At 73.3% G+C, this 11,694-nt stretch carries 8 protein-coding genes and 1 pseudogene; 3 read left to right on the plus strand and 6 right to left on the minus strand.

The features are described 5' to 3' along the window. Nucleotides 1–253 precede the first annotated feature (253 nt). Nucleotides 254–1,069 (plus strand): SAM-dependent methyltransferase, encoded by an 816-nt coding sequence (locus tag ABD358_RS16590; protein WP_344631810.1) that lies wholly within the window; start codon nucleotides 254–256, stop codon nucleotides 1,067–1,069. Nucleotides 1,070–1,154: 85 nt separating this feature from the next. Here ABD358_RS16590 and ABD358_RS16595 read toward each other — a convergent pair. Together ABD358_RS16595 and ABD358_RS16600 are read right to left on the minus strand one after the other, a co-directional pair. Then, nucleotides 1,155–2,061, minus strand: a pseudogene (locus ABD358_RS16595) (helix-turn-helix domain-containing protein). A gap of 128 nt (nucleotides 2,062–2,189) precedes the next feature. Further along, complete coding sequence (locus ABD358_RS16600; RefSeq protein ID WP_344631811.1) at nucleotides 2,190–2,426, minus strand: DUF397 domain-containing protein; 237 nt, start codon at nucleotides 2,424–2,426, stop codon at nucleotides 2,190–2,192. Between the two features lie 228 nt (nucleotides 2,427–2,654). Between ABD358_RS16600 and ABD358_RS16605 the strand changes: the two genes are divergently transcribed. Next, on the plus strand, nucleotides 2,655–3,182 hold the full coding sequence (locus ABD358_RS16605) for an ATP-binding protein (protein ID WP_344631812.1): 528 nt from the start codon (nucleotides 2,655–2,657) through the stop codon (nucleotides 3,180–3,182). 119 nt (nucleotides 3,183–3,301) lie between these two features. Here ABD358_RS16605 and ABD358_RS16610 read toward each other — a convergent pair whose 3' ends face one another. After that, nucleotides 3,302–4,378, minus strand: a complete 1,077-nt coding sequence (locus ABD358_RS16610; RefSeq protein WP_344631813.1) for a GDSL-type esterase/lipase family protein — start codon at nucleotides 4,376–4,378, stop codon at nucleotides 3,302–3,304. 320 nt (nucleotides 4,379–4,698) lie between these two features. Here ABD358_RS16610 and ABD358_RS16615 point away from each other — a divergent pair, with 320 nt between their 5' ends. After that, nucleotides 4,699–6,414 (plus strand): ATP-binding SpoIIE family protein phosphatase, encoded by a 1,716-nt coding sequence (locus ABD358_RS16615; protein ID WP_344631938.1) that lies wholly within the window; start codon nucleotides 4,699–4,701, stop codon nucleotides 6,412–6,414. 124 nt (nucleotides 6,415–6,538) lie between these two features. Here ABD358_RS16615 and ABD358_RS16620 read toward each other — a convergent pair whose 3' ends face one another. From ABD358_RS16620 to ABD358_RS16630, 3 genes are all read right to left on the minus strand, one after another. Beyond that, the gene (locus ABD358_RS16620; protein ID WP_344631814.1) at nucleotides 6,539–7,666 is read right to left on the minus strand and encodes a polysaccharide deacetylase family protein; all 1,128 of its coding nucleotides are present in this window, start codon (nucleotides 7,664–7,666) and stop codon (nucleotides 6,539–6,541) included. A 178-nt stretch (nucleotides 7,667–7,844) separates the two neighbouring features. Further along, nucleotides 7,845–9,677, minus strand: a complete 1,833-nt coding sequence (locus ABD358_RS16625) for an FAD-dependent oxidoreductase (protein WP_344631815.1) — start codon at nucleotides 9,675–9,677, stop codon at nucleotides 7,845–7,847. Between the two features lie 47 nt (nucleotides 9,678–9,724). Further along, a complete protein-coding gene (locus tag ABD358_RS16630; RefSeq protein WP_344631816.1) occupies nucleotides 9,725–11,644 on the minus strand; it encodes an AMP-dependent synthetase/ligase in 1,920 nt (639 codons plus the stop codon). Nucleotides 11,645–11,694: the final 50 nt, after the last annotated feature.

Below are 11,694 nucleotides of genomic sequence, written 5' to 3' on the forward strand. Positions count from 1 at the left end.
GGGCCACTCGCCGACCCACGCGGTCGGGCGTGTCGAAGGCTGCACACTCCCGTCAGCGCCGCCCGGTGCGGAAGCCGGGTGGGGCCTTCCCCGCCGCTCCCGCCCCCTTCACAACATCTCCATCACCGCGCGCCCGCGGAGTATCGGCTTTCCCCAGCGGGGACGCTCCGGGGCTGGCAGCATGGGTCTCCACTCGATGAGTGCCGCACTGTCCCCAACGCTTCTTCCAGGCGGGAAGGTTGTGAAGGCCCTGATGAGTCAGGCCAAGGAACCGCTCTCCAGCAGGATCGACGTCAACGTCCCCACTGCCGCGCGCATGTACGACTACTACCTGGGGGGCAAGAACAACTACGCCGTCGACCGCGAGGCGGCCGAGGAGCTCCTCAAGGTCGTCCCCAGCACGCAGGCGCTGGCGCTCAACAACCGCCGGTTCCTGCAGCGTGTGGTGCGCGTCCTGGCCCGGGACTACGGCATCCGGCAGTTCATCGACCACGGCTCCGGCCTGCCCACCCAGGACAACGTCCACCAGGTCGCACAGCGGGTGGACGAGAACTGCCGCGTGGTCTACGTGGACAACGACCCGATCGTCCTGGCGCACGGCCGTGCCCTGCTGGAGGAGAACGGGAACACCACCGTCATCCAGGCGGACATGCGCGACACCGACGGCATCTTCGACCACCCGGACACCGTCCGCCTGATCGACTTCGACCAGCCGGTCGCCGCGCTGTTCAACTCCGTGCTGCACTGCATCCCCGACTCCAGCGACCCGGCCGGCCTGATAAGGAAGGTGGCCGACCGGCTGGCTCCGGGGAGCTTCCTCGTCATCTGCCAGCTGGTCAGCGAGGACCCCGAGACCCGCAGGGCCGTGACCGAGTTCATGGACAGAAGCACCGGCGGCAAGTGGGGCAGGGTCCGGGAGCCCGAGGAGGTCCACCGGTTCTTCGAGGGGCTGGAGATCCTCGAGCCCGGCCTGGTGGAGGTGTCCACCTGGCGGCCCGACTCCGACATCGGCCCCCGGCAGCAGACCTGGGAGTGGCAGGAGTACGGGGGCGTCGGCCGCAAGCCCTGAGGTCCGCGGCCCGCGGACGCACGAGGCCCGTCCTCCGGCGGTCGTCCCGGAGGGCGGGCCTCACACGCGTTCGGCGGGTTCCGGCTCAGCCGAGCTCGTCGAGGAGCTCCTTCAGGAACTCCACGCTGCGCGCGGGGGTTTCGGCCGCGGCGCACAGCCGGTCCATGATCGACAGGTAGTGGTCGACGTCCTCCTCCTTGTCCAGGTAGAGGGCGCTGGTCAGCTGTTCCAGGTAGACGACGTCGGGCAGGTCCGGCTCCGGGAAGCGGAGTATCGTCACCGGCCCGCCCGCCGCGGCCAGGCCGCCGATGTCGAACGGCGCCACCTGCAGCGTGACGTTCGGCCTCCGGGACATCTCGATCAGGTGGCGGAGCTGATCCCGCATCACCTCCCTGCTGCCCAGCGGACGGCGCAGCGCCGCCTCGTCGAGGACGGCCCACAGGCGGGGGGGCGTCCTCGCGGAGGATCAGTTCCTGGCGTTCCATGCGCAGCCGGACGCGGCGGGCGTTCTCCTCCGCGGAGGCGCGGGGGTGGCCCAGGAGGATCACGGCGCGGGCGTAGTCCTCGGTCTGGAGCAGGCCGGGGATGAACTGCACCTCGTAGGTGCGGATCATCGCCGCGGCCTCCTCCAGGCCGATGTGCCGGTCGAACCAGCCCGGCAGGACGTCGTTGTACCGGTGCCACCAGCCGCGCGCGCCGGTCCTGCGGGTCAGGGCGAGGAAGTCCGCCCGCTCGTCCTCGTCCAGCACTCCGTAGAGCGTGAGGAGGTCCGCCACGTCACGTTCCTTGCAGGCCCCCTGGCCGCGCTCCAGACGGCTGACCTTGGCGGCGGAGCCGCGGATCGCCTTGGCGGCCTCCTCCAGGCCGATGCCGCGCTCCTTGCGCAGCCGCCGCAGCTGGGCGCCCACCACCAGACGCAGGACCGTCGGGCTTCCCTTGGGATGCTCGATGTAGCGCTTTATCGACAAGGAGCGGCTCGATTCGGCGGCCATGCGTGCTCTCCCGGGTGAAGTGACTGGCACTCAGTGTGCCACCGGCCGCGCCGCCGCGTACAGCGATCGCCCTTTCGGGGACCGGCCCGCTCGGCCTTGCGGTCGCCCTCCGCCCGGATTCGCCCGGTTCACCCGACCATGTCGTCGAAATCGCCGTCCTTGGCGCCCTGGAGGAACGCGATCATCTCCTCGCGGGTGTAGACGAGGGCCGGTCCGGAGGGGTGCCGGGAGTTGCGCACCGCCACCGCGCCGTCCGGCAGCGCGGCCAGTTCGACGCAGTTGCCGTTGGGGTTGCTGCGGCGGCTCTTCCGCCACACCGCGCCCTCGATCTCCGTGGCCCGTATGCCGTTGACGATCTGCTGCATTGTCGCCCCTCACCGGCCACGGCCTCCGCACTGCCACCCCTCAGGCCGGGCCGCGGCCATGATGTTCCGTTACTGTGCGTGCACGTACCACAGTCGGTGCAATTACATCTGTAAGTGCAGATGCGCTTGCAGCGGCGTGTGACAGTCGAGGATAGTAGCTCCAACAGGGCCGTTCTCGTGCCGAGTTCCCCACAGGCACCGCGGGAGATCGAGATGACAGCGCATCCGGTGACTTCGGCGAGTGACCCTTCACTGGCCTCGCTGCCCGGCGACTGGCCCGGCCTCCCCGGGTGCGGCTCCTCCTCACCGGACCCCTCGCGCGTCCGTCCCCGCGTCCACGGGGAGTTCGCGGCGTGCGGCTTCGGTCCCGCTCCCCGGTGGGCCGCCACCGCGCGGGAGTTCACCCGCAGGACGCTCGGCGCCTGGAACCTGACCGCGCTGGTCGACGACGTGTCGGTCATCGTGTCCGAACTGGTGGGCAACGCGCTGCGCTACGGGGTGCACGCCGCTCCGGCGCGGCCGGCCGGCGAACGCCCCGTCCGGCTGGGACTGCTGTGGCAGGACACCACGCTGCTGTGCGCCGTCTCCGATCCGAGTTCCGTCCTGCCGGTCGTCAGGGAGCCCGACCACCTCGCCGAGTCGGGGCGCGGACTCCACATCGTCGACGCCCTGAGCTGGCGGTGGGGCTGGTCGCGGCCCTGCTGCGGGACGGGCAAGACGGTCTGGGCCACGGTCGGCGTGGACGGCGGCCGCTGAGGGTCCGCCCTCCGGCTTCCGGGCACGTTCCGCCCTCCGGCGCTTCCCGGCCCGGCCGGTGTCCCGTACGCCCTCGGGGGACGTACGGGACACCGGGCGAGGACGCGCGGGGCGGCGGGTCAGGCCGCGGTGGCGGTACAGTCGACGGTCGCCGAGGCGGATGCGGCGGAGGCGATGAAGCCGAAGGACGCGCTGCCCCCCGCGGCGAGGGCGCCGTTCCAGGAGGCGTTGCGCACCGTGCCCGTGCCCGCGTCCAGGGTGCCGTTCCAGACCTGGGTGATCCGTCCCCCGTCGGCCAGGGTGATCCGCACCGACCAGCCGGAGACCGGCACGGTCCCGGTGTTGCGGACCGTCACCTCGCCCTGGTAGCCGCCCTGCCAGGAGGACGCCGCCCGGAACGAGGCCGCGCAGGCGGCCTCTCCCTCCCCCGGCTCGCCGGGGTCGCCGGGGTCGCCGGGATTCTCCCGGTCGAGGAGGTCGGCCAGGGCCGGGTACCAGCGGTCCGCGATCTTCTCGTCGCCGGAGGCGTTGGGGTGGACCCCGTCGTAGGTGTCGCTCGCGGTGCTGAAGCCGGTCCACTGGTCGACGGCGATCACCGGGGAGTCCGCGGTGCTCTTGCTCCGCGCCCAGCCGGGGATCCGCTCGTTGAGGGCGACCACCCGCCGGGCGCACTCGCCGCAGGTGCTGGGGTTCATCGGGATGATCTGCGCGACGAGGACCTTCATCCGCGGGTTGCTCGCCCGCATCTGGTCCACCAGCGTGCCGTAGGCGGCGAGGATGCTCTCCGGCGACCGGTTGCTCCAGACGTCGTTGGTCCCGAAGTGCATGACAACGATGTCCGGCCGAGTGGCGGCGAGCCAGCCGGGAAGCAGGTTCTGGCTCGCCACATTGGTCACCAGCGCGCCGCCGTGTCCCTCGTTGTCACCGTCGTGGGGTCGGCCGCACCCCTGGGGGCCGAGCGTCCCCACGAAGTCGATGTCCGTGTGTCCCGCGCTCTGGAGCCGGTTCCACAGCAGCGAGCGCCAGCAGCCCGGCGATCCGGTGATGGAGTCCCCCAGCGGCATGATCCGCACCGGATCCGCGGCGGCCTTCGCGGGGGCGGGGGCGGCGTCCGCGGCCGCCGGCCCGGCGCCGAGGAGGCCCAGGACCAGCGCCAGGGCGGTCAGGGCCGCCCGTAAGAGGTGTCTGTTGCGCATGATGCTCCTTCCGACAGGATGGGAGCGCTCCCATCCGGAACATCAAGCCACCGCTCCAACGGCGCGTCAAGGAGCCGGAACCGGGCTTCCGCCCCGCCCCGCCGTCCCGTTCCCGGTTGTATGCTGCCCGCCTGCCCGCTGCGGCGGTGCGGCCCTGTGCGGGGACGCCTCCGTTCGGCCCAGCCGCCCCCTCTTCCGGCACGCCTCCGGCCGGCGCCTGGAAGACTCTGTAATGACCGGCGGGTCTGGCGCGAGTGGGGAGAGTCGTGACGGCGAACGGCAGCGGCGGCCACGTACGGCGGTTCCGGTGGAGCGGCCGGATGCCCGTGCGGCTGCGCCGGGCCGCCGCCGCGATGGCCCGCCCCCGTACCTCCCGCGCGCGCCTGGCGTGGCTCAGCCGGGCGAGCACCCGGATCGGGACGACGCTCGACCTGGAGCGGACCGCGCGGGAGCTGGCCGAGTACACCGTCCCCCAACTGGCCGACGGCGCGGCCGTCGACCTGCTGGAGTCCGTCCTGCGCGGGGAGGACGGAGCCCGCTGGACGGGCACGGGAACGCCGGCCACCCGGGCCGTCGCGGTGGCCGTCGTCGACGAGCTGCGGGACCTGGAACCGGACGAGGTGGGCACGCCCTCCGTTCACCCCCACACGGTGCTCTCGCTCCACTGCCTGCGGGAGCGGGAGCCGGTGCTCATCGGCCGGATGCGGCACGGGGACCACGAGCGGGTGGCGCCCTCCGCGGGGGCGGCGGCCAAACTGCGCGAGGCCGGAGTGCACAGCTACATGGCCGTGCCGCTGGTCGCCCGCGGCGTCCTGCTGGGAGTCGCCGACTTCATCCGCGCCTCCGGGAGCGCCCCGTTCACCGAGGCCGACGTCGAGCTGGCGATGCAGCTCGCCTCCCAGGCGGCCGTCTTCATCGACAACGCCCGCCTCTACGGGCGCGAGCGCGAGCACGTCCTGTCCCTCCAGCGCAGCCTGCTCCCCCGCGGCACGCCGCGGACGCCGGGGCTGGAGGTCCTCACCCACTACACGCCGAGTCCCGACCCGAGCGGGGTGGGAGGCGACTGGTTCGACGTGGTCGCCCTGCCCGGCGGGCGGACCGCCCTGGTGGTCGGGGACGTCATGGGCCACGGGCTGCCGGCCGCGGCCACGATGGGGCGGCTGCGCACGGTCGGCCGCACGCTCCTGTCGCTGGACATCGCGCCCGAGCGCGTCCTGGCCCGGCTGGACCTGGCCGTCCGGGACCTGGAGGACGAGCAGGTGGCCACGTGCCTGTGCGCCGTCTACGATCCGGCCACCGCGAGCTGCACCGTCGCCGGGGCCGGGCACATGCCGCCGCTGCTGGTGGCCGCAGACGGCACCGCCTCCCGCATCGAGGTGCCCACCGGGGCCCCGCTGGGCTCGGGGGTGATCCCGTACGATCCCGTCGCCGTTCCGGTGCCCGCCGGGAGCCGGCTCGTGCTGTACACCGACGGGCTGGTCAAGACGCGCGGGGGCGACATCGACGCCCAGCTCCGGCGGCTGGTGGAGACCGCCCCGGAGATGGTGGACCGGCTGCTGGAGTCCCGCGACCCGGCCGCGGTCCCGCTGGGGGACGCGGCGCGCATCGACGAGTCCGTCCTGCTGGTGGCCGCCGCCGAGGAGCCGCCGTCCGGCGCCGACGTGTGCGTGTGGTCCCTGCCGCCGGACGGCACCGCCGCGTCCGTCGCGCGGAGCCTGGTCACCGAACGGCTGGCCCGCTGGGGTCTGGAGGAGCTGGCCGACGTCGCGCAACTGGTCGTCAGCGAGCTGGTCGGCAACGCCCTGCGGTACGGCAACGGGCCCGGGCAGCTCCGGCTGCTGCGGCACGACAGGCTGGTCCTGGAGGTCTCCGACACCGGCCCCGACCTGCCCCAGATCCAGCGCGCGGAGCTCAGCGACGAGGGCGGGCGCGGGCTGCAACTGGTCAACATGCTCAGCCGCAACTGGGGATCGTGCCGCACCTCCACCGGCAAGGTGGTGTGGGTCGAGCAGGACATCCCCGCCTCCCCTTCCTGAGCTCCCCTCCCTGACGCCCCGCGCCGCCCCGCGCGGTACGGCGCGGGGCGGCGGTCCCCGTCCGGGGCCGGTGCGGCTTCCGGGCCGGGGCTGCGGGGTCGGGACGGCCCGGACGGACGGCGGGTCAGTACGGCCGGGCGGCGTCCCGGTGGGCGGGGGCGAGCCGGGGGGCCCAGGCTCTCGGGAAACTGATCCGCTCCGGGTCCCCGTCGGAGGTGTAGCGCTCGGTCTCGCCGTCGCGCAGCCTGTCCAGCCAGGCCGTCGAGCCGTACGGCGCGTCCGGGCCGGAGGTGTCCTGCGAGCGGATGCGGGGGACGGCCCCGGGGTCGAAGTCGGCGGAGTAGGGCGAGGGGGCGGGGCCGGCGCCGGCCAGGTAGACGCCCTGGTGCCGGTAGCGCACGCCGCGGTACTCCCCTTCGAGCGCCAGGCCGCGGTTCCTGGGCATCGAGCCGTAGGGAAGGGCCATCGACACCACCGGCACCCCGGGCAGGGCGTGGGAGAGGGCCCACTTGTTGGCGGCGATGTCCCAGCGGACCCACTCGTCGTCCGCCTTGCCCAGGAGGGTGTGTTCGAGGGTGTGGTTGCCGATCTCGAAGCCGTGGTCGTTGAGCCAGTCGAGGGTCTTCCGGCCGCCGGGGTCGTCGAAGGGGTCGGCGTTGACGAAGAAGGTCGCCACGGGGCGGAACCCCGGGTGGCGCTCCGCGACGTCCAGCAGGATGCCGACCGCGGTGTCGGGGGCCGGGCGTCCGTCGGCGTCCAGGCGGAACTGGCTGGGGCTGGAGTCGTCGAAGGTGAGGACCACCGGGTGGGCTCCGGCGGGGAGGTCCATCTCGCCGCCGGTGAACTCCCGGGCGGTGACCGGCACGTAGCCCTCCCGAGCCAGCCGCTCCAGTTCGGCGCGGAAGTCCTCGGGGGTGCGGTCGTCCACGCCCTGGGGGTCCTCCACTATTCGGTGGTACATCAGTACCGGGACCACGCCGAGTTCGTTGGCCTCCACCTCCGCCGGGTCGGGGGAGGCCTGCTCCCACCCGGATCCGTCCGAGGGGAGGGGGGTTCCGCCCTCTCCCGGCTCCTCGGGGGCCCTGTTGTCAGCGTTGTCAGCGTTGTCAGCGTTGTCAGCGTCGTTCGCCTGCGGGCTCACCGCCCGCTCTCCGGGCGGTCCGGTGTCGGACTGGCCGGCCGCCGAGCAGCCGGCCAGCAGTACGGCGAGCGCGGCCAGGACCGCGCGGTTTCCCCGGTGACGTATGCGCATGGTGCTCTCTCCGGGCGTCGGGATGACGGCGCCCGGCGGTTGCCGGACCGTCCCCTCCAGGCTCGGGCAGGAGCGCGGTCTTCTCTCGCCGTGTTCGGCCGATCGACGGACGGTGCCGGTGGCCGCGTCCCGCGGGCCCCGCCGGACCGGCTCGGCCCGCGGGGTTCCGGTCCGGGGCTCAGTTCCTCGGCGGGACGCGGGGCACGGGCAGGACCAGGGCCGCGTGGGCGTGCGCCGGGACGGCCGGACGGCGCGGGGCCACCGGGCGCACCTGGACGTAGGGTCCGCCCTGTTCGGGGCGGGGGTCGGCCTCGCCCTTGTTGGGCCACAGGGACATCGCCCGCTCGGCCTGGGCGGTGATGGTCAGGGACGGGTTGACGCCCAGGTTGGCGGAGACCGCCGAGCCGTCCACCACCGAGATGCCGGGGTGCCCGTAGAGCCGGTGGTAGGGGTCGATGACGCCCTCCTCGGCGGACGCGCCGATCGGGCAGCCGCCCAGGAAGTGCGCGGTCAGCGGGGTGCCCATCAGCTCGCCGACGTTCGTGCCCGGGAAGCCGTCGATCTCCTCCGCCAGCAGCCGGACCGCCTCGGCGCCCTCCGGGATGTGGTCGGGGTTGGGGGCGCCGTGTCCCTGCCGGGCCGTGAGCAGGCCCTTCCCCGGGCCCCTGGGCTTGCGGTAGGTGGTCAGCGAGTTGTCCAGCGACTGCATCACCAGGCCGATGATCGTCCGCTCCGACCAGCGGTGGGTGGTGGCGGTGCGCGCCACCAGGACCGGGTGCCGCAGGAACGCCAGGGCCGCCGCGAGCGCCTTGGGCAGGGGGCCGTCCCGCCGGTACTGCGGGACGCAGAGCAGGGCCATCAGGTTGGAGCCCCTGCCGTAGCGGACGTTCTCGATGTGGGTGTTCTCGTTCGGGTGGATGGAGGAGGTGATGGCGACGCCTCTGGTGAAGTCCGGTCCGGTGGTGCCGCCGTGCTTGCGGCGGTAGCGGCGGGGGAAAGTGAGGGCGCCCACCAGGGCCTCGGAGTTGGTGCGGGTCAGCTCGCCCAGCCGCGGGGAGATCCGCAGCAGGACGCCCTCGTCGCGCATCCGGTGCAGCAGGGTCTGGGTGCCGTAGGTGCCGGCGGCGAGGACGACCTGCCCGCAGCGCAGCACCGTCCGCCTCCCCCTGCGGCGCCTGTTCGTCGGCACGGTGGTGACCCGGAAGCCTCCCCGGGGATCCTCGGCCACCTCCACGACGGTGGTCATGGGGTGGACGACCGCGCCCGCCTTCTCGGCGAGGTGGAGGTAGTTCTCGGTGAGGGTGTTCTTGGCGCCGTGGCGGCAGCCGGTCATGCAGGAGCCGCACTCCCTGCACGCCGTTCTGGCCGGGCCCGCGCCGCCGAAGTAGGGGTCGGGCACCTCCTCGCCCGGCGCGGCCTTCGCCTTTCCGTCGGCGTCCTTCCCGTCGCCGAAGAACACGCCGACCGGGGCGAGGCGGAAGGTGTCGCCCACGCCCATCCGCTCGGCGACCCTCCGCAGATGGCGGTCGGCCTCCGTGGTGGTGGGGTTGGTCCGCACGCCGAGCATCCGCCGGGCCTGGTCGTAGTAGGGCCTGAGCTCCTCCTGCCAGTCGGTGATGCGGCCCCACTGGCGGTCGGTGAAGAAGGCGGGCGGCGGCACGTAGAGGGTGTTGGCGTAGTTCAGCGAGCCGCCGCCGACCCCGGCCCCCGCCAGGATCATGACCTTGTCCATCAGGTGGATGCGCTGGATGCCGTACAGGCCCAGCGCGGGCGCCCACAGGTAGTTCCTCAGGTCCCAGGAGTTCTTCGGCAGCGTCTCGCGGGTGAAGCGGCGGCCCGCCTCCAGGACGCCGACGCGGTAGCCCTTCTCGGTGAGCCGCAGCGCGGACACCGAGCCGCCGAAACCGGAGCCGACGACGATCACGTCGTAGTCGTATTCGTAGTCGCGGTCGCGGCCGGGGCCGTCGTGGCCCCGGTCGTTCCCGGGTGCTCCCGCGGGTGTCTCCGTCATGGCAGCAGACCTCCTCGTCCGCTCCGCGCGCCGGCCGGTCCGGCGCGTCACCGGCTGTAGAGGGCGTCGATCCGGTCCGCGTACGCGGCCGCCACGGCATGCCGTTTGATCTTCAGTGACGGTGTCAGCAGCCCGTTGTCCTCGGTGAACTCCCCCTCGACCAGGCGGAACGCGCGGATCGACTCGGCCCGGGAGACCGCCTCGTTGGCGTAGTCCACGGCGCTCTGGACGGCGGCGAGGAGTTCGGGGTCCTTCTCCAGTTCGGCGAAGGGGGTGTCGGCGGGGCGTCCCCGTACCGTCAGCCAGTGCCGAAGGGCGTCGGCCTCCAGGGTGACGAGGGCCGCGACGAAGGGCCGGTTGTCGCCGACCACCATGCACTGCCCGATGAGGGGACGGCTGCGCAGCCGGTCCTCCAGCACGCTCGGGGCGACGTTCTTCCCACCGGTGGTGACCAGGATGTCCTTCTTGCGGCCGGTGATGGTCAGGTAGCCGTCCCCGTCCAGGGAGCCGAGGTCGCCGGTGGCGAACCAGCCGTCCCGCAGGGCCTCCCCGGTGGCGGCGGGGTTGTTCCGGTAGGCGGTGAAGACGATGTCGCCCCTGATCAGCACCTCGCCGTCGTCGGCGATCCGCACGGCGGTGCCGGGGATGGGCTGCCCCACCGTGCCGGGGCGGGGGGCCAGGGGCGGGACGAGGGTGGCGGCGGCGGTGGTCTCGGTCAGGCCGTAACCCTCGTAGACGATGATGCCGCAGGCGGCGAAGAACAGGTTGAGCCGGCGGTCCAGGGGGGAGCCGCCGCTGATGGCGTAGCGGAGCCTGCCGCCCAGCTCCTTGCGGACGCGCCGGTAGACCAGCAGGTCGTACAGACCCCGGGCCAGGCGGAGTCCGGGGCCGGGGCCCGGGCCCGTGCCGCGGAACGCCTCCATGAACGCCTCGCCGTAGCGCACCGCGATGCGGTCGGCGCGGTCGAAGGAGGAGCCGCGGCCGATCCTCTCGGCCGTGGCGCGGCCGGTCTCGTGGATCTTCTCGAAGAGGTAGGGCACGCCGACCAGGAAGGTGGGCCTGAAGTCCTTGAGTTCGGGCCGCAGTTCGGCGGGTTTGATGCTGGGGCAGTGGCCGAGTTCGATGCGGGCCTGGAGGCAGGCGATCTGGATGGTGCGGCCCAGGATGTGGGCGAGCGGCAGGAAGAGCAGGGTGGAGGCCGTCCGGTCGGTGACCGCCTCGAAGACCGGGTGCAGCAGTTGGACGGTGTTCCCCGCCTCGGCCTGGAGGTTGCCGTGGGTGAGCACGCAGCCCTTGGGGCGGCCGGTGGTGCCGGAGGTGTAGCAGACGGTGGCGGGGGTGTCGTGGGTGAGGGCCGCGCGGCGCCTGGTCACCTCCTCGTCGGGCGTTCCCCGTCCCAGGTCGGTGAGGTGGGCGACGGCTCCGGCGTCGATCCGCCAGGTGCGCGGCGGGTCGGGGAGGGACACCGAGGCGGAGGCCGCGGTGACGGCGTGCTCGTCGGTCTCGACCACCAGGAAGCGGGCGCCCGAGTCGCGGAGGATCCACTCGACCTGCTCGGCGGAGGAGGTGGCGTAGACCGGCACGGTCACTCCGCCCGCGGCCCAGATCGCGAAGTCGAGCAGTTCCCACTCGTAGCGGGTGCGGGACATCAGCGCCACCCGGTCGCCGGGTTCGAGTCCGGCGGCGATCAGTCCCCTGGCCGCGCCGGTCACCTCGCGGGCGAAGGCCGCGGCGGTGACCGGCCGCCACGTCCCGGCCTCCTTGCGTCTGAGGACCACCGCGTCGGGGGCCTGTTCGGCGTTGGCGAAGGGGATGTCGGCGGTGGTGCCCGGGACGGGGGGCGGCGGTGTGCGCCAGGAGGCCCGCGCCTCGCGGACGGCGCCGCCCTCCCGGATCACCTCCACCGTCACGCGGTCGGCGAGGTCGCCGCGCCGTCTGGCCCTCTTCAGGTCCTTGCGTACGCCCATGGTCGGCTCCTGTTCGTGGCGTGGGAGGAGTGGCCGGTGTCGGGGTGGGG

Origin of the sequence: Streptomyces glaucosporus (assembly GCF_039533345.1) — a bacterium.
Classification (GTDB): domain Bacteria; phylum Actinomycetota; class Actinomycetes; order Streptomycetales; family Streptomycetaceae; genus Streptomyces; species Streptomyces glaucosporus.